This is a genomic window from Bifidobacterium sp. LH_417, assembly GCF_056357035.1.
Genome location: NZ_JBKEVI010000006.1, coordinates 1 through 19,969 on the forward strand (window position 1 = coordinate 1; position 19,969 = coordinate 19,969).

Annotated in this window: 14 protein-coding genes; 8 read left to right on the forward strand and 6 right to left on the reverse strand. The window is 64.7% G+C overall.

Annotated elements, in window-relative coordinates; all coding sequences use genetic code 11:
* Positions 1–263: 263 nt before the first annotated feature.
* The gene (locus AC1AYR_RS05195; protein WP_476511816.1) at positions 264–3,020 is read right to left on the reverse strand and encodes a phosphoenolpyruvate carboxylase; all 2,757 of its coding nucleotides are present in this window, start codon (positions 3,018–3,020) and stop codon (positions 264–266) included.
* Positions 3,021–3,431: 411 nt separating this feature from the next.
* On the opposite strand from AC1AYR_RS05195, the gene AC1AYR_RS05200 reads away from it, so the two are divergent.
* Complete coding sequence (locus tag AC1AYR_RS05200; RefSeq protein WP_476511827.1) at positions 3,432–5,177, forward strand: threonine/serine exporter family protein; 1,746 nt, start codon at positions 3,432–3,434, stop codon at positions 5,175–5,177.
* A 244-nt stretch (positions 5,178–5,421) separates the two neighbouring features.
* Positions 5,422–7,059 carry a sodium/proline symporter gene (locus tag AC1AYR_RS05205; protein ID WP_476511815.1) on the forward strand — a complete coding sequence of 546 codons (1,638 nt, stop codon included), beginning with the start codon at positions 5,422–5,424 and terminating at the stop codon, positions 7,057–7,059.
* 112 nt (positions 7,060–7,171) lie between these two features.
* Here AC1AYR_RS05205 and AC1AYR_RS05210 read toward each other — a convergent pair whose 3' ends face one another.
* Positions 7,172–8,677 carry an amidohydrolase gene (locus tag AC1AYR_RS05210; protein ID WP_476511814.1) on the reverse strand — a complete coding sequence of 502 codons (1,506 nt, stop codon included), beginning with the start codon at positions 8,675–8,677 and terminating at the stop codon, positions 7,172–7,174.
* A 244-nt stretch (positions 8,678–8,921) separates the two neighbouring features.
* Positions 8,922–10,034, reverse strand: coding sequence for a tryptophan--tRNA ligase (trpS, locus tag AC1AYR_RS05215; RefSeq protein ID WP_476511813.1), 1,113 nt, complete (start codon positions 10,032–10,034; stop codon positions 8,922–8,924).
* A 185-nt stretch (positions 10,035–10,219) separates the two neighbouring features.
* On the opposite strand from trpS, the gene AC1AYR_RS05220 reads away from it, so the two are divergent.
* The gene (locus AC1AYR_RS05220) at positions 10,220–10,627 is read left to right on the forward strand and encodes a DUF3073 domain-containing protein (protein WP_476511812.1); all 408 of its coding nucleotides are present in this window, start codon (positions 10,220–10,222) and stop codon (positions 10,625–10,627) included.
* A gap of 69 nt (positions 10,628–10,696) precedes the next feature.
* Here AC1AYR_RS05220 and AC1AYR_RS05225 read toward each other — a convergent pair whose 3' ends face one another.
* A complete protein-coding gene (locus AC1AYR_RS05225) occupies positions 10,697–11,176 on the reverse strand; it encodes a sterol carrier family protein (RefSeq protein ID WP_476511811.1) in 480 nt (159 codons plus the stop codon).
* 425 nt (positions 11,177–11,601) lie between these two features.
* Here AC1AYR_RS05225 and AC1AYR_RS05230 point away from each other — a divergent pair, with 425 nt between their 5' ends.
* Entirely contained in the window at positions 11,602–14,046 is a 2,445-nt protein-coding gene (locus AC1AYR_RS05230; RefSeq protein ID WP_476511810.1) for a glycogen/starch/alpha-glucan phosphorylase, read from the forward strand.
* A gap of 271 nt (positions 14,047–14,317) precedes the next feature.
* Here the strand turns inward: AC1AYR_RS05230 and AC1AYR_RS05235 are convergent, their stop codons facing one another.
* Positions 14,318–14,554 (reverse strand): hypothetical protein, encoded by a 237-nt coding sequence (locus tag AC1AYR_RS05235; RefSeq protein ID WP_476511809.1) that lies wholly within the window; start codon positions 14,552–14,554, stop codon positions 14,318–14,320.
* A 153-nt stretch (positions 14,555–14,707) separates the two neighbouring features.
* Here AC1AYR_RS05235 and AC1AYR_RS05240 point away from each other — a divergent pair, with 153 nt between their 5' ends.
* On the forward strand, positions 14,708–15,415 hold the full coding sequence (locus AC1AYR_RS05240; protein ID WP_476511826.1) for a rhomboid family intramembrane serine protease: 708 nt from the start codon (positions 14,708–14,710) through the stop codon (positions 15,413–15,415).
* 921 nt (positions 15,416–16,336) lie between these two features.
* Here the strand turns inward: AC1AYR_RS05240 and crgA are convergent.
* Positions 16,337–16,816 (reverse strand): cell division protein CrgA, encoded by a 480-nt coding sequence (gene crgA / locus AC1AYR_RS05245; RefSeq protein WP_476511808.1) that lies wholly within the window; start codon positions 16,814–16,816, stop codon positions 16,337–16,339.
* Positions 16,817–16,968: 152 nt separating this feature from the next.
* On the opposite strand from crgA, the gene AC1AYR_RS05250 reads away from it, so the two are divergent.
* The 3 genes from AC1AYR_RS05250 to AC1AYR_RS05260 all read left to right on the forward strand — a co-directional run bounded on the left by AC1AYR_RS05250 (position 16,969) and on the right by AC1AYR_RS05260 (position 19,804).
* Positions 16,969–17,832 carry a DUF881 domain-containing protein gene (locus AC1AYR_RS05250; protein ID WP_476511807.1) on the forward strand — a complete coding sequence of 288 codons (864 nt, stop codon included), beginning with the start codon at positions 16,969–16,971 and terminating at the stop codon, positions 17,830–17,832.
* A gap of 2 nt (positions 17,833–17,834) precedes the next feature.
* Positions 17,835–18,935 (forward strand): class E sortase, encoded by a 1,101-nt coding sequence (locus AC1AYR_RS05255; RefSeq protein ID WP_476511806.1) that lies wholly within the window; start codon positions 17,835–17,837, stop codon positions 18,933–18,935.
* Positions 18,936–19,159: 224 nt separating this feature from the next.
* Positions 19,160–19,804 (forward strand): anthranilate synthase component II, encoded by a 645-nt coding sequence (locus AC1AYR_RS05260; protein WP_476511805.1) that lies wholly within the window; start codon positions 19,160–19,162, stop codon positions 19,802–19,804.
* The last annotated feature ends 165 nt before the right edge of the window (positions 19,805–19,969 follow it).

Here is a 19,969-nt window from a genome sequence, read left to right on the forward strand (position 1 = left end):
CGCGTCCATGCGGCCGGCCTGGTTCCTATCAGCGGTCTGCGGACGCCCCCGCTCCCGGCGACAACACCCCCCGGATCATCAACGACAGGGCGAGAAAGTCATACCAGGACCGGCGACCCGGCCCCGACCATCGAGGCCTACCAAACATGGTAATGGGGGGATATACGGCAACGGCCGTTCCATCGGCATGGGATGCGATGGAACGGCCGTCGGCCAAGGGCGGATGCGGAACGGGTCCGCATCCGGAACGGGACGAACCCGAATCAGCCCGTGTTCTGCAGGCCGGCGGCGACACCGGACACGGTGCAGAGGATGAGATAGATGAACTCGGCCTGCTGGCTCTTGGAGAGCTCTTCCTTGTCCACCTTCTTACGCAGCGAGCGCAGCGCGAGCACCTGGGTGACGGACAGCGCGTCCACGTAGGGGGAGCGGATTCGGATGGCCTGGCCGAGCACGTGGCGGTGCTGGAGCGGCCACTTGTCGCCGACGATGGCGAGCACCCACTTGCGGGTGAGCTCCATCTCGTGCATGACCTTCTCCGGCAGATCGGTGCGGTCGTCCAGCGCCAGGTACATCTTCGCGATGCGCTCGTCGGTCTTGGCGAGCGACATCTCGATGTTGTCGATGAACGTGGAGAACAGCGGCCACTCCTCGTAGGCCTGGCGCATCGTCTCCAGATCGCCGAACTTCTCGCACGCGGTGCCGAGGCCGTACCAAGCGGCCAGGTTGATGCGGGCCTGGGCCCAGGAGAAGATCCACGGAATCGTGCGCAGGTCGTCGAGCGACTTCGCGCCGAGGCCACGCTTGGCCGGGCGGGAGCCGATCGGCAGCAGGCCGATCTCGGTCAGCGGCGTCACGGTGGAGAACCACTGCGCGAAATCGGGCGTGTGCAGCAGGTCGAGGAAGCGGTTGTGCGCCGCCTCGTCGAGCTCGTGCGCCATCTCCGCGTACTTGACGGTCATGTCCGTGTTGCGCTTCTCGACGCTCGGCGCGGACTGGAGCAGGGTCGCCGCCGCGACGGACTCGACGTGGCGGATGGCCAGCACCGGGTTGCCGTAGCGGGCGAAGATGACCTCGCCCTGTTCGGTGAGCTTGAAGCGGCACTTGACGGAACCGACCGGCTGGGCGAGCACCGCACGGTTGGCGGGGCCGCCGCCACGACCGACGGCGCCGCCGCGGCCATGGAACAGGGTCAGGTCGATGTCGTGCGACTTCGCCCACTTGGCGATGCGCTCCTGCGCGGAGTGCAGGGCCAGCGTCGCGGAGGTCGGGCCGGCGTCCTTCGAGGAGTCGGAGTAGCCGAGCATGACCTCGAGTTTGTTGCCGGTGGCCTTGAGACGAGCCTGCACTTCGGGGATCTTGATCATGTCCTCGAGCACGTCCACCGAGTTCTGGAGATCCTCGAGCTGCTCGAACAGCGGGATCACGTCGATGGTCGGCACGTCCTCCGGATGCGCGAAGGCGAGACGGTTCAGTTCGTAGACGTCCTTGATGTTCTGGGCGCTCTTCGTGAACGAGATGATGTAGCGACGGGCGGCCTTCGTGCCGTTGCGCTTCTGGATCGAACCGAGGGCGCGGAAGGTGTCGAGCACCTCCTGGGTCATCGGCTGCAGATCGCCGCGCTCGCCGTGCAGGCCGTGCTCGCGGATGTCCGCGAGAGCGCGCGAATGCACGACGGAATGCTGACGGAACTCCATCTCGACCATGTGGAAGCCGAAGGTCTCGGCCTGCCAGATGAGGTCCTGCAGCGGGCCGTAGGCGGAGCGCTTGGCGCCCGCGTCGGCCAGCGACTTCTGGACCGTCTTCAGATCGGCGATGTAGTCCTCGCACGTGTGGTACATGAGGTCGGCGTCGCGCTCGATCGTGTAGTGCAGGCGGTCGGCGATCACCAGCATGACGGCGCGGTGCAGCTCCTTGGTGGAGATCAGCGCGGCCTTGTCGGTGAGCCTCTCGCTCATCTCCTTCTGGTGGCTCCACAGCACCTTGAGATCGGAGCTCGGCGGCGTGGTCTCGGCCTCCATCGTGAGGTTGCGGCCCACGGTGCGGGTGGCCTCCTCGAGGGCGGCGAGCACGTGGTCGGAGAACTTGCGGGCCACCTGACGGCTCACCTTGGCGGTGACGTTCGGGTTGCCGTCGCGGTCGGAGCCGATCCAGCTGCCCGGGTGGAAGAACGCGGGGCAGACGGGTTCGACGAGTCCGGCCTTGTCGCCCAGCACCCAGTCGTCGAAACGACGGTAGACCTGCGGGATCGTGTGGAACAGCGTGTTGTCGAAGATGTCGAGGATCGTGTCCGCCTCCTCGACCGGGGTCGGCTTCTTCAGCGCGATCGGCGAGGTGCGGAACAGCGCGTCGATCTCGTTGTAGAGACGACGGCAGTTCTCCTTCTTGTCCGAGCCGCCGAGCGTCTTGTGCGCGGTGAGCAGTTCGGAGATGCGGCGGATCTTGCCTTCGACGGCCTTGCGTCGGGCCTCGGTCGGGTGCGCGGTGAACACCGGGTGGAACTCGAGACGGTCGAGCAGCTCCTTCGCCTTCGCCGGGCCCATCTCGTTGATGAGCTGGTGGTAGGCGACGGTGAGCTCGTTGATCGGGTCCACGGCGCTGTCCTCGGTCACCTTGGCCTCGCGCGCGTGCAGCACGGAGACGCGGTAGTCCTCCTCGCACAGGTTCGCGAGGTGGAAGTAGGTGGCGAACGCGCGGGCCAGCAGCTGGGCGTCGTGGAGCTTCATCTTGTCGATGGTCTCCACGGCCTTCTTCAGTCCGTCGTGATCCGGGTCGGGATCGACCATGACGCCTTCGAAATGCTCGGCGCTGGCCTCGACCGCGTACTGGCGCACTTCATCGAACGTGGCGAGCAGTTCGGGATCGAACTCGCCGAGCACGTCGCGCAGAATGCGCAGACACAGATCCATATCGCTGGCGAGTGATTCAGGCAGCTGACGCTCTTCGGGACCCTTGGTTCCGGTGCCGGTCGAGACTATCGTCGCGTCGGCGGGCGTGATCTGCTGATCGTTATCTGTCATCAGACCTCCTTCTGCCGCGTTGAGGGTTGCTCGGTCTGCCGATCGTCCATGGCTCCTCCATGGTTGTTGAGATCGGCCGTTGCGAGCCCACAGCCCTGCGCAGCGTTTGGTTGTGGTCGCCATTGTAGCCACGGGTAATCGCACTTCACGTTACGAATCCCATTTTTCGCGCGTGATTGTGGGTGGATTCCGTGCGTTTGTCGAATCGTGACGCCGAAATGTCCGGTATGTGGGCAAAAAGATGGTCTCCGATGATTGCGGGGAGCCTGCGCGGTAGTAATGGACACCGTGAGTGAGAGCCAACATCAGCAGGAGGAGCCCCCGATCCAGGGGCATGCCGACATCAAGAACAGCCATGAGCACGGCGCGATCGCCGTCCAGCATTTCCACACCCACTCCATCCCATTGGATATGGAGGACATCGAACGCGATTGGGACAAGCCCATCGCCGAGGCGGGCATCGCCGCGAAGGCCAGCGTGATCGTGCGCGTCGGCCTGCTCGACCTGTCGGCCGGCACCGGATCGTTCCGCGTGCGCGAGATGATGCATCGCATCGCCTACCCGCTCGGCGTGCACGTGCGCGCCGACGTCAACCTCACCGACATCGAGGCCGCCTGCACGGACGGCAAGGACCGCATCACCGAGGTCATCGACCTGCCGAGCACCGGCGTCAACACCGAACGCATCTGGCTGCTCGAGCATTTCGCCGACTGGTTCAGCGTGAACCTCGGCGAGGAGAGCATGTACCACGTGCAGCCCGAGGTCTCGCAGGGCCTCATGCAGCATCTCGACGCGAAGGATGCCTCGCAGGTCTCCGCCGACCTCTCCAAGCAGCTGCGCAGGGAGGAGAAGGAGGAGAAGCGCGAGGAGCGCACCAGCGCCCGCCCCGGCCAGGACGCCGTGCTCGACGCGCTCGAGGACGCCAGCCGCCACACCGATCCCGGCGATCCGCGCGCCCACCAGCTGCACGTGCACGAGACCGACTGGTCGCAATCGGCGATGACCCAGTCGCTCGCCGCGCGCGCCGCCGACGAACAGGCCCGCGAGGCGGAACAGGAACAGCCGCAGCGCCGCAAGCCGAAACTGGCCGACCGCAAACCGCCGAAGGAATACGCCGAACACTTCGACCATCTCGACGGCGCGTCCGCGGCGAACGGCAACGGCGGCCACGGCATCACCGTGCGTCAGGCGCACCACCGCCTCGACATGATCGAGCACCGCAAGCCGCTCTACTCGCCCGCCTTCGCCGGACTCGCCTCCGCGATCGCCTGCGCGTCCTTCGTGTTCCTGCTCGGCGGCGGCCCGTACGACATGGTCGGCGCGTTCTTCGGCGCCGGACTCGGCCACTGGCTGCGCCGCCGCCTGTTCAAGCACCACCTCAACCAGTTCTTCGTCACGTTCGTGTGCGTGGCCGTCGCCGCGCTCGTCTGCACCGGCACGCTGCGCCTCATCGGCCTGTTCGACCCGATTGCGTTGCACCACGACACCGCGTACATCGGTGCGATGCTGTTCGTCATCCCCGGATTCCCGCTCATCACCAGCGGCCTCGACATGGCGAAGATCGACTTCCCGTCCGGCATCCAACGTCTCACCTACTTCTTCTGCATCGTGCTCATGGCCACGCTCGCCGGCTGGATGGTCGCTTCGATCGTGCATCTCAATCCGGAAGGATTCGAGCCGCTCGGCCTCAACGTGTGGGTGAACGGCGCGTTGCGTTTCGTGTTCGCGTTCCTTGGCGTGTGGGGCTTCTCCGTGATGTTCAACTCGCCGCAGCGCATGTGCCTCGTCGCCGCGACGATCGGCGCCATCACCGACACGCTGCGTCTCGAACTCGTCGACCAAGGCGTGCCGGCCGAGGCGGGCGCGTTCATCGGCGCCCTCCTCGCCGGCCTGCTCGCCACCGCGTGGCGTTCGTCCGTGCGCAGGGGTTGGCTCGCGCCGCACTTCGGCTACCCGCGCATCTGCCTGACCGTGCCGTCGATCGTGATCATGGTGCCCGGCCTGTACATGTACCAGGCCATGTTCCACCTCGGCTCGTTCGACACCCTCACCGCGCTCGACTGGGCGTTCCGCGCGTTCATGGTCATCATCTGCCTGCCGATCGGCCTCGCGATGGCCCGCGTCATCACCGACAAGTCCTGGCGCTACGACATCTGATCGTGCGGTCACGTGCGGTCTCGTGCGGTCACGTGCGTTCCCGCGTGACCGCACACACTCGGCCCTCTCGGGTGTTCCGAGGGGGCTTTGCCATAGCGGGCCGCTCACCATGCGAGACATCGTCGTGGAATTGTCCGCACTTTCGGGGAAGGTCGGCGACAGTACTAGGAATTCCCAGAGAGAAACCCCCACGGGCATGACGCGCATCCGCGCAACCGTGGATATTTCGGATAAGGCGGTTAGCGTGGCGAACGATTTCTGGATTCTGCTGGCCATGGTCATCTATTTCGCGGCCATGCTGTCCATCGGATTCATCTACTCCAAGCGGTCCAACTCCTCCTCCAAGGAGTACTTCGCGGGCGGCCGCGGCGTCGGGCCGTGGCTCACCGCGCTGTCCGCCGAAGCCTCCGACATGTCCGGCTGGCTGCTCATGGGCCTGCCCGGCCTCGCCTACTTCACCGGCGCCGCCGACCCGCTGTGGACCGCGCTCGGCCTCGCCATCGGCACCTACCTCAACTGGAAGATCGTCGCCCGCCGCCTGCGCCGCTATTCGGTCGTCGCCGGCGACGCGATCACCATCCCCGACTTCTTCGCCAAGCGATTCCACGATACGAAGGGCGTCATCTCGACGATCTCCGCGATCATCATCCTCGTCTTCTTCTGCGTGTACGTGGGCAGCTGCTTCGTGACCGTCGGCAAGCTGTTCACCGCCCTGTTCGGCTTCGACTACCACCTGATGATGGTGCTCGGCGCGCTCGTCGTGTTCGTGTACACGATCGTCGGCGGCTACCTGTCCGTCGTGATGACCGACTTCATCCAGGGCCTGCTCATGTTCTTCGCGCTCGCCGTCGTGTTTGTCGGCACGGTCGCCTCCGCCGGCGGCATCGGCGAGACCGTCGCGTTCCTGCGCGCGATCCCCGGCTTCATCTCCGGCACGCAGGTCGCCTCCCCGACGCTCGACCCGGAGACCGGCAAGCAGATCGTCGAGGCCGGCAAGGCCGTGTTCGGCGCACCCACCGACTACGGCATCATCACGATCGTCTCGATGCTCGCGTGGGGCCTCGGCTACTTCGGCATGCCGCAGGTGCTCGTGCGCTTCCTGTCGATCCGCGACGCCGAGGAGGTGCGCAAGTCGCGTATCATCGCCACCTCCTGGTGCGTGCTGTCGCTCGCCAGCGCCGTGTGCATCGGCCTCGTTGGCCGTGCGATGATGCCCACGCACCTGCTCACCGGCACCGACGCGGAGACCATCTTCATCGTGCTCGCGCAGACGCTGCTGCCGAGCTTCGTGTGCGGCGTGGTCGTCTCCGGCATCTTCGCCGCGTCGATGAGCTCCAGCTCCTCGTACATGATCATCGGCGCCTCCGCGATGGGCGAGAACATCTTCCGCGGACTGTTCCACAAGAAGGCCACCGACCGTCAGGTGATGATCGTCGCGCGCATCACGCTCGTCGTCATGTTCCTATTCGGCTGTCTCGTCGCCTACGACCAGAACTCCTCGATCTTCCAGGTCGTCTCCTATGCGTGGGCCGGCCTCGGCGCCTCGTTCGGCCCGCTCATGCTGTGCGCGCTCTACTGGCGCCGCGCGAACAAGGTGGGCGCCGTCGCCGGCATGGTTTCCGGCACCGCCACCGTGTTCATCTGGCACAATCTCATCAAGCCGCTGGGCGGCGTGTTCGCGATCTACGAGCTGCTGCCCGCGTTCCTCGTCTCGCTGCTGTGCATCGTCGTGTTCTCGTTGCTCACCGAGAAGCCGAACGAGCAGATGCTCTACGAGTTCGACCATTACATGGACGATCCGCTTCCCGGCACCCTCCCCTCCGGTTCCGTCCTCGTCGACGAGCCGATGGAAGCCCTCGAAGCCGAAGTCAACGGCAAGTAGCGATCTCCGCCCCGCCCCCCTCACGTTGAGGGGGCCGTTCCATTCTCTTATTGTATGCAGAATTATTCTGAACTCAGAATAATTCTGCATACATGCCTCCCTCAAGCGGCAATTAGTACGTGCGTCGTCCCGCGAGGAACGTCAGCGCCACGTGGTTCCTCATGGCACGCATCGCCTCGGGCGTCTCCATCGCGTACGGATCGGCGTCGAGCAGCACGACATCCGCATCGTCGCCGGCATGCAGCCGCACACGACCGACCGCAGTGGACGCCGCGAGCGCGACGCGCAGCGGCAGACGCTGCTCCGGCTGGAACGGTTCGCGCGCGGAACTCTCCGTCGCGAACACGGCCGCCGAAATCGCCATCCACGGATCGAGCGGCGCGACCGGCGCATCGGATCCCAGCCTGAGGCGCGTGCCCGCCGCGTGCAGCGAGCGGAACGCGTACGGCACGCCGGCCGGATTCGCCCAGAACCGGTCGATCACATCGCGGTCGTCCATCGCATGCTGCGGCTGGACGCTCGCCTCGAGGCCGAGCGCGGCCAGACGCGGGATGTCCTCGCGACGTAGCATCTGCGCGTGCTCGATCGACCCGTGCGCGTGCGTGAGCTCCGCCGCGTCAAGCACGATCGCGTTCGCCTCGTCGCCGATCGCGTGACAGGCGATGTCGAAGCCGTGTTCGGTGGCGAGCCGCATGTAGCGCGCGATCTGGCTCGGCGTGTAGCTGAGCGTGCCGTACGTGGTCGGCGTGATGCCCGAATACGGCGTGGAGCAGTAGGCGGAACGCGTGTTGAGCGAACCATCGGAGATGAGCTTCATCGCGCCGACCTCGCCAAGTCCACGGCTGCCGGGCAGCGGCTTGCCGGTGCGCCAGCCGGCGCGGATCGCCGCCTCCAGCCGTTCCGGGTAGACGCCGGCCTTCACGCGCAATCCGTCGATGCCGGCGGCGAAGCGTGCGATCCACGTGTCGATGTTCTCCGCCATCTCGTAATCGCGGATCGCGGTGACGCCTTTGCTTGCGGCGTCCTTCTCCGCCTCGCGCAGCAGCCGGTCGGTTTCCTCGGCCGCGCCCGGCGCCTTGTCGAATTTCGTATACGCGTCGAACCATTCGAGCTCGCCGACGAGCCCGGTGCGCGCGTCCGCGTGTACGCCGAGCCGTCGCGCTGCCGCCGAGTTCACCCATCCGCAGTGCATGTCCGCGCTGGACAGTGCCACCGGCTGCTCGCCGGTCACGGCGTCGATCGCGGCGAGCGTGGGCTGTTCGTCGTCGGCCCACAGCGAGTGGCGGAAGCGCATGCCCACCACGAACGTGTCCGGGGCGAGCGTGCCGGCGGCGCGGCGTGCGTCGAGATGCGCGCGCAGCATCGCCATCGCCTCGGCGGCGGAACGCGCGTTGATGAGGTCGAGCCGGCCGAGCGTCTTCGACCATTGCGTGAAATGCGTGTGACAGTCCATGAGGCCGGGGATGACCCACAGGTCGGTCGCGTCGATGGTGTCGTCGGCGTCCGGCCGCGCGACGGCGTGCCCGGCGGCCGTGATCTTCCCGTCGCGGATGACGAGGTCAATGCGCTCGTCGCCGCCGGGGACGCGCGCATTGAGGATGTTCAGAGATGTGCCCATGCCGCCATCATGCCACCGACATGTGAGCGCGCACGCCCAGCTATCCGCCCCATGGGCACTTCATGATGATGGATGATGATGGAAAACGAGCCGCCCAACCTCGGAGAATGTGTTTCCGTGGTTGGGCGGCTCGTCATTGTGCCGGTCAACTCCAAAAATCCCCAGATGCAAGTTGGCCGGCACCATCAGGGCGGCTTGGAGCCGCTCAGTGCTCTCAGTACTTCAGTGCTCTACTTCAGTGCTCTCAGTACTTCATGCCCATCGCCTCGCGCACCTCGTCGAGGGTGGCGTTGGCGATCTCGTTGGCGCGCTTGTTGCCGTCGTGCAGCACGTCGCGGATGTAGTCCATATCCTTGGCGAGCTCCTCGCGGCGCTCGCGGTGCGGGGCGAGGAACTCGTTCACGGACTCGATCACATACGCCTTGAGCGCGCCGGCGCCGGCGGAGCCGATCTCGGCGGCGATGTCCTTCGGATCGCGTCCGGTGACGAGGCCGGCGGTGGTGAGCAGCGCGGAGACCTGCGGGCGGTTGACCGGGTCGAAGGTGATGGTGCGCTCGGAGTCGGTCGGGCTCTTCTTGATGAGCTTCGCGGTCTCGGCCGCGGTGGCGCCCAGCATGATCGAGTTGCCGTAGGACTTGCTCATCTTGCGGCCGTCGAGACCCGGAATCTCCGGGGCATCGGACAGAATCGCGGCCGGCTCCGGGAACACCGGGTGCTTCTTCGCGTAGCGTTCGTTGAAGCGGCGGGCGATCGTGCGCGTGATCTCGATGTGCGGCAGGTTGTCCTTGCCGATCGGCACGACGTTCGCCTTGCAGAAGAGGATGTCGCACGCCTGGTGCACCGGGTAGGTGAGCAGCAGGCCGGTCAGCGCGTGGCCGGAGGCCTCCATCTCCGACTTGACGGTCGGGTTGCGGTGCAGCTCGGCCTCGGTGACGAGGGAGAGGAACGGCAGCAGCAGCTGGTTCTCGGCCGGCACGGCGGAGTGCGCGTAGATCATCGTCTTCTGCGGGTCGATGCCGGCGGCCATGTAGTCGAGCACGAGGTTGAGGACATTGTCCTGGATGTGCTCGGTGGTGTCGCGGTCGGTGATGACCTGGTAGTCGGCGATGATGATGTTCGAATGCACGCCACGGTTCTGCATGGCGACGCGCTCGCGGATGGAGCCGAAGTAGTGGCCGAGGTGCAGGCGGCCGGTCGGACGGTCGCCGGTGAGCATCGTGAACTTGCCCGGTTCGGCTTCGAGCTTGGCGAGCGTCGCGTCGGAGCGCTTCTTCGCCGCCAGGAAGCTCGCGCTCATCTCGTTGCCGGCCGCCGTGACCTGCGGTTCGGTGGTCTGCGCCTGCGTTTCGTCCGTCATGCTCATCGTCCTTTGATTGATGGAGGCAGCCCGATCGGGTGCGTGTCGCCCTCGCGGGTTGTGTCAAAACCGTGCAAAATATCGCTTTTATCGTAAAAGCGCGAGCCGACAAGCCCGTAGCGGAAAACAAGTGGTACTCTTCTTAGTTGATGAATCGATAGCAAGCATTATTTTCAGGGGGTCACATGGGCCGCGGACGTCAGAAAGCCAAGCAGCAGAAAATTGCCCGTAAGCTCAAGTATCTGACAACCGACACCGATTACGACGAGCTTGCCAAGGAATTGAGCGGCCAGGAGCCGGGAACCGGTTCCGTCGACCCGTTCGCCGACCTCGACGATCACTACGATGACCACTATGCGGACGTTGCCGCGGATTCCGCCCGTGACGCGGACGCCGATGCCGGCAAGTCCGCCGCTCCGGCCGAGGATGACCTCGACGAGTACGCCAAGTGGGCCGCCGAGGCCGCCGCGAAGGCGACCAGCGGCGAATTCCCGAAGGCGTCGGCCGCCAAGCCGGCCGCGCCGAAGCCGATGCCTCCGCACAAGCCGATTCCGATGCCTGTCCCGAGCGCCCTCAAGCCCAAGAAGGCCTGAGCCGGGCGGACGATCCGCACGAGTCGTTTGCGAATCGTCCGCGTCACCGCGGTCATCCCGCGGTTCGCGTTATCGCAACGGCAGCAGCCATCCCAGATCGTCACGTTCGCCGACCGCCGAGATGCGGCCGGCGTTCTTTTCCTCGGCCCACGTGGTCACGCCGGTCGCGACGCGCAGCCACACGTCCGGGTCGAGTTCGATCACGTCCGGCGGCGTGAGATTATGCGGGTCCGATTCCGGCCCGTCGAGGATCTTGATCGCACCCCACGGCGCCACGCGCACTTCGACCCCAGGCCCCGGAGCCTTGCGTTCCAACAGGAACAGCGAGTAGCGCACGGCCATCGCCATCGTCGGCCGGGGCAGTCGCGGCGCGATCGCCAATCGCGCGTCGCGCGTCGCGGCGTCGCCGTCCGTCGCGGCACCCGCGTCCGGGGTTGTACCGTCGGCGATGATTGCACCGTCCTCGCGCATCAGCGCAACTGCCGCGTCGCGCCATTCGTCGAATGCGCGTCGCCCGCGCGCCACGTCCTTTTCCAGAATCACTGCCATACCGCCATTGTGCCGCGACCCCTGCCGCGCCGCACGCGCGGCGGCGGGGGTCGCGGTTGAGGCGGGGTGGGGCGTGGCGTGGCGCATGTGACGCGATGGTGGTTGTGGTTGTGGTTGTGGTTGTGGTTGTGGTTGTGGTTGTGGTTGTGGTTGTGGTTGTGGTTGTGGTTGTGGTTGTGGTTGTGGTTGTGGTTGTGGTTGTGGTTGCGGCGTGGTGCGTGTGATGCGCGCGGCCGCACACGGCGAACACGCACTGCGGCGCTCTCGTTGGGGCTACGTAGTATGGTGGAAACGTTGACCGATGAAAACGTATGCACGATGCCGTGCGAATGTAACGCACTGTTCATGTATGTGTTGGGATGTGCCTTTTGGCGCGTCTTATGATGGTCAGGGAAGTCCCTCCCCGGAAGGAAAACGAGAACAATATGACCGAGATTACCGCTCCGAAATCTCCTGTCACGGCCGAGCAGTTCGCCGACGAGATTCGTGAACAACTGAAGTACACCCAGGGCGTCACCGTCGAGCAGGCCACCGCCGCCGACGTGTACGTCGCCGCCGCCAAGGCCGTTCGCAACCATCTGCAGGACGCTTGGTTCACCACGCAGGCCGACACCGTCAACGGCAACACCAAGGCCGTCGGCTACCTGTCCGCCGAGTTCCTCATGGGCAAGCAGCTGGAGAACGCGCTGCTCAACGCCGGCCTGACCGACCAGTTCGATGCGGCCGTCGAGGCCCTCGGCTTCCAGCCGAAGGACATCGTCGACGCCGAGTACGAGCCGGGTCTCGGCAATGGCGGCCTCGGCCGTCTCGCCGCCTGCTTCATCGACTCCCTCGCCTCGCTGGGCGTGCCGGCCTTCGGCTACGGCATCCAGTACCGCTACGGCATCTTCAAGCAGCAGTTCGACGAGAACGGCAAGCAGGTGGAGACCCCGGACTACTGGCTGAAGAACGAGGAGCCGTGGGGCCACATCGACTACAACCGTGACCAGAAGGTCTCCTTCGGCGGCGAGGTCGTCGAGGAGAACGGCAAGAAGGTGTGGAAGCCGGCCTGGTCCGTGCGCGCCGTGCCGGTCGACTACCTGGTGCCCGGCTACAAGTCCCAGCGCGTGAACACGCTGCGCCTGTGGACCGCCCGCAGCTACGACGAGTTCGATCTGCTCGCCTTCAACCGCTCCGAGTACATGGAGGCCGTCGAGCCGAAGGTCAAGGCCGAGAACATCTCCAAGATCCTCTACCCGGAGGATTCCACCAAGGTCGGCAAGGAACTGCGCCTCGAGCAGCAGTACTTCTTCGTGTCCGCCTCCCTGCACGATGCCATCCGCGTCTTCTACCCGGGCCAGGACAAGCCGGATCTGACCACCTTCCCGGACAAGATCACGTTCCAGCTCAACGACACCCACCCGGTGATCGGCATCCCCGAGCTCATGCGCATCCTCATCGACGAGTACGGCTACGACTGGGACACCGCCTGGAACATCACCGTCAAGACGTTCAACTACACCTGCCACACGCTGCTGCCGGAGGCCCTTGAGGTCTGGCCGGCCAGCCTGATCGGCGAGCTGCTGCCGCGTCACCTCGAGATCATCGAGAAGATCAGCGACCAGTTCAAGGCCGAGCTCAAGGGCAAGGGCGTGGACGCCGCGACCATCGACCGTATGGCGATCTACACCGGCGACGCCGTCCGCATGGCCTACCTCGCCACCTACGGCGGCTCCCACGTCAACGGCGTGGCCGCGCTGCACTCCCAGCTGCTCAAGGATTCCACGCTCAAGGACTTCTCCGACGCCTACCCGGACAAGTTCACCAACGTGACCAACGGCGTCACCCCGCGTCGCTTCGTCAAGCTCGCCAACCCGCGTCTGTCCGACCTCATCACCGAGGGCCTCGGCACCGACAAGTGGGTCTCCGACCTCGAAATGCTGCAGGGCCTCGTCCCGCTGGCCCAGGACGACGAGTTCGTCAAGAAGTTCGCCGCCGTCAAGCAGGCCAACAAGCACGCCTTCGTCGGCTTCACCAAGGACCACTACGGCATCGACATCGACGAGAACACCATGTTCAACACGATGGTCAAGCGCCTGCACGAGTACAAGCGCCAGAGCCTGAAGATCCTCGCCGTCATCTCCCGCTACGCGGGCATCAAGAACGGCACCATCAACGCCGACGACGTCCTGCCGCGCACCGTGTTCTTCGGCGCCAAGGCCGCCCCGGGCTACTACCTGGCCAAGATGACGATCCAGCTCATCAACAACGTCTCCCGCGTCGTCAACAACGACCCGGACGTCAAGGGCAAGCTCGCCGTCCACATGCTCCCGAACTACAACATCGAGATGGCCCAGAACCTCATCCCGGCCACCGAGCTCGACGAGCAGATCTCCCAGGCCGGCAAGGAAGCCTCCGGTACCGGCAACATGAAGTTCGCCCTCAACGGCGCGCTCACCGTCGGCACCCTCGACGGCGCGAACGTCGAGATCCGCGAGCGTGTCGGCGCCGAGAACTTCTTCCTCTTCGGCATGGACGTCGAGGAAGTCGAGTCCCTCTACGCGACCGGCTACGATCCGGCCAAGTACTACGAGGCCGATCCGCGCCTCAAGCAGGCCATCGACCTCGTCGCCGGCGGCGCCTTCTCCGAGGGCGACCGCAACGCCTACGCGCCGCTCGTCGCCGACTGGCTGACCAAGGACTGGTTCATGACGCTCGCGGACTTCTCCTCCTACGCCAACATCCAGGCCCAGATCGAAGAGCTGTACACCCACCCGCTCGACTGGAACCGCAAGGCCCTCCTCAACGTCGCGAACTCCGGCTTCTTCAGCTCGGACCGCTCGATCGAGGATTATTTGGAGCGCATTTGGAAGACCGGCCCGCTCGCCTGATAACGGAGTGTCCTCGTCGTTGCAGAGGGTTCGACGTACCTTCGTACGCCTTCGCCCTCTGCGCCTAGAGGCCACACACGTTATCAGTCCACCGGACTCCGCCCGCTGGCCTGACCTCTTCTCTGGCTCCCCTTGATAGGGGAGCTGGCCGCCGCAGGCGGACTGAGGGGTAGACACAACGCTGGAACGCAATAGGGAAGCCCCGCAACCTTCATCAGGTTGCGGGGCTTCCCTGTTGGCTTACAGTCTGACCTGTGGGTACGGAAGAAACTCAGGCCTCGGCTTCGGCGACGGATTCAGGGGCGTCCTCGGCGGGGGCCTCCTCGTCCTTATCCTTGCCCTTGTTCAGGCCCAGATCGACCGGCGAGGAGCTGTTCTCCCACGGCTCCTCCCACGGATCGTAATCCGGGTTCTGCTGCTTGTAGATGTACAGGCCCACCAGACCCGCGAGCAGCGCACCGAACAGCAGTGCGAAGAATTTCCAACCGTTGGAAGACTTGTTCTCCATGACGGCTCCTTTCCCATTCTCGTCGGCCTGTCCGTTCAAGCCAACCCTGCAACCCATCATAGGCGTGGTTATGTGTGGATTGGGTGGAACGACACCGGGATTCTCCCATCCGTGTGACCGTTCCCGTCCACCCGCTACGATGGCGGCATGCGTATGCGATTCCCGACGAAACGGCAGATCCAGTACGAGTGGCGCAACGGCGGCCCCGTCATCACGTGGACGATCATCGGCCTGTGCGTGGCCGTGTGGGCGGTCGAGATGCTGCTCAGTCTCGTCGCTCCTGCCGCGTTCAACACGTTCGTCGGCTCCGGCATGGTGATGCCGCTCACGATGCTCGCCAAACCGTGGACGATCCTCACATCGCTGTTCCTCCACGCGCCGAACATCATGCACATCCTGTTCAACATGATCGCGTTGTGGTCGGTCGGCCCGATGCTCGAACGGCTGATGGGCCATTGGCGGTTCCTCGCGCTCTACCTGATCTCCGGTTTCGGCGGTGCCGTCGGCATGCTCGTCTGGTCGCGCGTGACCGGTGACTGGATGACCGCCGCCTATGGTGCCTCCGGCGCGCTGTTCGGCCTGTTCGCGGCGGTGCTCGTCGTGTATCGTCGCGTCGGCGAGGACATCCGTTCGATGATGATCTGGATGGCCGTCAACTTCCTATTGCCGTTCGTGGTCGGCGGCATCGCATGGCAGGCGCATGTCGGCGGATTCGTGGTCGGTGGCGTGCTCACGTGGCTGCTCGTCGCCGGAGTGCCGGCGCTGCGGAACCGTTCCTTCACCCAACGCATGTGGATCTACGGTGGTGCGATGGTTGTGCTGCTGATTGCCGGTCTGGTGCTCTGCTCGCCCGTATGGTGACCGCAAGCGCACGGCATGCACACACCGCAATCCACAATGCGAAGAATCTGATATCCGGGCTTCATCATCCAATCCCCATATCTGGGTGATTCGGTGGATAATCACACATATGTAGTTTTCCACAAATGTGGAAAAAGGTGTGGATAACTTGGGGATAACCAGGTGATAACCGGTGGACAACAGTGGATATATTCCGTGGATAAGTGCAAGAATCGTTGCAATATCAACGATTCTTGCATGTGGACAAGGTATGCCTGAAGTTATCCACAACGTTGCTGTCCACCGTGGATTACGCCGCTGTGGGCGCATTTCCACGCAGAGCGGTGGATAACCTGTGGATTTTGGTGGATAAGCGGTGGATAAGTTGCGCACAACTGTGGATAACTTGTGGATAACCCGGTGAGCAACTCGCGCAATCCCAGCATTTCCAATGCCTCAGCTCCTGTGGATAACTGTGGATAACTTTCCACATCCGTTATCCACAGTCATCCACCGCAGCGCTGCGGGAACGACGGGGGACGGGCGTTGTCGCCATGCGATCGTCCGGATCGGACGAGAAGGCGCGCGAGGAGCTTGGGCTGTGCCACACAAGGGGTGCTGAGAGCTTGTGCGGCTTGTGCGGCATGGTTCCATGCCACACAAGCTCCGAAATGCTCGATTGTCTTCTTGTGCGGCACAAGATCGTGCCGCACAAGTTCTCGAAACCCGATTCCGCGTCTTGTGTGGCGCGCCCTCCGCGCCACACAAGACGCGCCGGAACCTGTTGCGCCACACCGTCGGCGTGGCATGACGCGGGGCCGGGGCAGGACGGGCTGGCCGTCGGGCCTCTCCCCTCAGCAGGGGAGCTGAAATACGACGAAGGGGTGTGGCCTTCTCGCCACACCCCTTCGGTCACGTGCTCATCATGCACCCGCTGCGCGCTCAGCGCCACCACATCGTCATCAGGAAGCCGATCATGATGATCACGAAACCGATGAGCAGGTTCCATGCGCCGATGTTCGGAATCGGGTAGTTGCTGGTCAGGTAGTAGCAGACCACCCAGATCAGGCCGATCACCATGAGGATGCAGAACAGCGGTACGAACCAGCGCGGGTTCGACTTGGTGCCCTTGATCGTCTCCTCGACGCGGCGGGTGTTCTCCGCCTGACGAGCCATCATGCGCTTCATCTGCGGCGTCATGGCCGACTTGTCGGCGGTGGCGTTCAACACGGCCTCGACCTGGTCCATATCCACGGTGAATCCTTCGTCCGCCGCGGACTCATCGGACTCCCCGGACTTCTCCGCGGCATCCGCGGCATCCGTAGCATCCGCGGTCTTCGCGGCGTCCTTCGACTCGCCTTCCTCGGCGATCTCGGACTGCCAGTCCTTCTGGTCGTTCTCGTTGAGCTCTTCGTCAGCCATCAGCGTAGTCTCCATTTCAATAGGCTAGAAGTCATCATAGTGGTTACACTCGAAAGCGGCGAACAATGCCCGGCTACCGTGCAAGCGGCCCGTGCAGGTGAAGCGTGCGAATACGGGCACGAACGACGAAAAGCGGGCGGAAAGGCAAGCGTATGGCCAGACACGGCGGCAGGCATATCGCGAAACGGTCCTTGTGGGGGAGCGTCACCGTCATGGTCGTCGTGGCGCTCACCGGCTATCTGCTCGTGACGAATCTGCGCGCGAACCGTACCGCCGTCGTCAATTCGGACACGGCGCAGCTGGTCGAGCAGCGCGTCAAGGAGGTCGACGGCCTGTCCGCCGACGTGAAGAAGCTCAGCTCCGACGTGAGCACGCTCACCGAACTCACCGCGAAGAACAGCGACACTCCGGCCACCAGCGAGGATTCCGGTACCGGCACCACGCTGCCGAAAGTGGAGGGTCCAGGCATCGCCGTCACGCTCGACGATTCGCCGATGTGGGAGCAGGCGGTCGATTCGTCCGGTTCCAGCGATGATATCGACAAGTACGTGATTCACCAGCAGGATCTCGAAGCGGTCATCAACGCCCTGTGGGCGGGCGGCGCCGATTCGATGCAGTTCATGGATCAGCGCATGCTGTTCAATTCGGCGGTCATCTGTTCCGGCAACGTGGTCTCGTTGCACGGCAAGAAATATTCGCCGCCGTTCACGATCTCCGCGATCGGCGATCCGGATCAGCTCATCGCCGCGCTCGACGATTCGCCGGCCATCGAGATCTACCAGCAGTATGTGAGCGCGTTCGGTCTCGGCTGGAAGGTTGAACGCAAGAAGAGCCTGACGTTCGACGAGACCCCGTCCCTGTTGCAGCCGCTCAAATACGCGGCGGTGGTCAAAGGCAAGGACGACGAGTCGACGGGCACCGCAACGACACCGACGACACCGGGCACGACAGGCACAACGGACACCGGCACGAACACTACAGACACCACGACGAATCAGACGGAAGGACAACAGTAACGATGAAGCACAGCGTACAGCGCTCCCGCCGCAACGGCCCGGTCTGGCAGGCGGTCGGCATCGTCGCCGAGATTCTCATCACCCTCGCCGCGGTCTGCGCGCTCTACATCGTGTGGCAGATGTGGTGGACTGGCGTCGAGGCGGAACGCACGCAGGTCGAGACCCGTCAGCAGGTCTCCTGGTCCGATCCGTCGGCGAACGGCGGCGAGACGACGATCGCGAAGGCGCAGGAGGGTGATGCGCCCGTACAGCCGGAGAAGGCGAGCTACGGCGACCTCATCGCGCAGTTGTACGTGCCGCGTTTCGGTGCCGGCTGGCAGCGCAACATCGTCGAAGGCACGGACGCCGCCCAGCTCGCGCGTCACGGTCTCGGCCACTACGATTCCACGCAGATGCCCGGTCAGGTCGGCAACTTCGCCGTCGCCGGTCATCGCAACGGCTACGGCGAGCCGCTCGGCGACGTCGACAAGCTCCAGTCGGGCGATGCGATCGTCGTGCGCACGAAGGACTACTGGTACGTGTACACGTTCACGAAGTACAAGATCGTGCTTCCCGAGGATGTCTACGTGGTCGCCCCCAACCCGGAGGACAGCAGTCAGCCGGCCACCAAACGCATGATCACGCTCACCACGTGCGAACCGAAGTATTCGACGCCGACACACCGGTGGATCGTGTGGGGCGAGCTCACATACTGGGCGAAGGTGTCCGACGGCATCCCGCAGGAACTCGCCACGACCGACGCGTCCGGCAAGGTGAAGTTCGCGAGCAACAGCACCACCGCCATGTCACTGCCCGCGCGCATGGGATCGATGAAGCCGGTCGTCATCGGCGCGCTCATCGCCTGGCTCGTCCTGTTCATCGCCGCCGCGGTCGCGTGGCGTTGGCCCGCGCGCGCCGCGATCCGCGACGGCCTCCGCCCGCGCCCCGACGCGAGCATCTACGGCGGTCTGCTGCGGCTCCAGCCCGGCGTGCTGCCGGTGCGCGTCGTGCTGCTCGCGCTGTTGCTCGTCGCCGCGGCCGCCGCACTGTTCGAATGGGCGTTCCCGTGGGCGGCGACGACCATCCCGTTCCTCCAGCAGATGAGCAATTTCGCGGTGTCGTGACGGTGTCGTGACGGCGTCGTCGTGACACGCGAGTCACGCGAACCGTGCGACACCGCGACCGCGTTCCGGCCGTTCGGCCGCGCGCGTCGCGTCCGTGGCGCGGGAAGCCCGCGGCCACGTCGCGCGCACGGCGGTAGACTGACGGCAAGTACGTCCGTATTCCCCGCGACGGGACGTCCGCGAGGACGCCCGTGACGCTCGTAGATGTCCGTAAAGGAGCCATTGTGACCGATTCCGCGCGCATTCTGGTGATCGATAACTATGATTCGTTCGTCTACACGATCGTTGGCTATCTGAAGACGCTCGGCGCGACCGTGGATGTGGTGCGCAACGACGCCATCGACCCGTCCGACGAGCATGTGACCGACGACTATGACGGTGTGCTCATCAGCCCCGGCCCCGGCGCTCCCGCCGATTCCGGCGCCAGCGAGGACATGATTCGACTGTGCGCCAGGCAGGGCAAGCCGATGTTCGGCGTGTGCCTGGGATTGCAGGCGCTCGCCGAGGTGTACGGTGCCACGGTCGATCATGCGCCGACGATCATGCACGGCAAGACGAGCCTCGTCGAGCATGTCGACGACGAGATCTTCGCTGGCGTCGCCAATCCGATGACCGCGACCCGCTACCATTCGCTCGCCGTCGAACCGGATTCCGTGCCGGACGCGCTGGAAGTGACCGCGTGGACGCAGGGCGACCATATCGTGCAGGGCATCCGCGTCAAGGGCAAGCCGATGTTCGCCGTCCAGTTCCACCCCGAATCGGTGATGACGCAGGACGGCTACCGTCTGCTCGCCAACTGGCTCGCTGTGTGCGGCCAGACCAACGCCGTCGCCAAGGCCCAGGGCCTCCAGCCCAAGGTCGTCAAGTAACGCTTCGCGGCCTTCTCATCGCAGAGGAGCCCGGTACGCAGTTGGCCCCCTCAACAGTTGAGGGGGCCAACTGCTTGCCTACTGATGGCCGATTGTGGGCAGAGCCCGCGGCCGGCCTATGGAGACCATGCATCGCACGCAAGCGCGATGCATGGTTCTATGCGG

Bases quoted from the DNA above. Each gene is read 5' to 3' on its own strand.
- AC1AYR_RS05250 (WP_476511807.1), top strand. From the start codon at position 16,969: ATGGCCAGACACGGCGGCAGGCATATCGCGAAACGGTCCTTGTGGGGG.
- AC1AYR_RS05230 (WP_476511810.1), top strand. From the start codon at position 11,602: ATGACCGAGATTACCGCTCCGAAATCTCCTGTCACGGCCGAGCAGTTC.
- AC1AYR_RS05225 (WP_476511811.1), bottom strand. From the start codon at position 11,176: ATGGCAGTGATTCTGGAAAAGGACGTGGCGCGCGGGCGACGCGCATTC.
- crgA (WP_476511808.1), bottom strand. From the start codon at position 16,816: ATGGCTGACGAAGAGCTCAACGAGAACGACCAGAAGGACTGGCAGTCC.
- AC1AYR_RS05255 (WP_476511806.1), top strand. From the start codon at position 17,835: ATGAAGCACAGCGTACAGCGCTCCCGCCGCAACGGCCCGGTCTGGCAG.
- AC1AYR_RS05240 (WP_476511826.1), top strand. From the start codon at position 14,708: ATGCGATTCCCGACGAAACGGCAGATCCAGTACGAGTGGCGCAACGGC.
- AC1AYR_RS05220 (WP_476511812.1), top strand. From the start codon at position 10,220: ATGGGCCGCGGACGTCAGAAAGCCAAGCAGCAGAAAATTGCCCGTAAG.
- AC1AYR_RS05235 (WP_476511809.1), bottom strand. From the start codon at position 14,554: ATGGAGAACAAGTCTTCCAACGGTTGGAAATTCTTCGCACTGCTGTTC.
- AC1AYR_RS05200 (WP_476511827.1), top strand. From the start codon at position 3,432: ATGGAGGACATCGAACGCGATTGGGACAAGCCCATCGCCGAGGCGGGC.
- AC1AYR_RS05195 (WP_476511816.1), bottom strand. From the start codon at position 3,020: ATGACAGATAACGATCAGCAGATCACGCCCGCCGACGCGACGATAGTC.
- AC1AYR_RS05210 (WP_476511814.1), bottom strand. From the start codon at position 8,677: ATGGGCACATCTCTGAACATCCTCAATGCGCGCGTCCCCGGCGGCGAC.
- trpS (WP_476511813.1), bottom strand. From the start codon at position 10,034: ATGACGGACGAAACGCAGGCGCAGACCACCGAACCGCAGGTCACGGCG.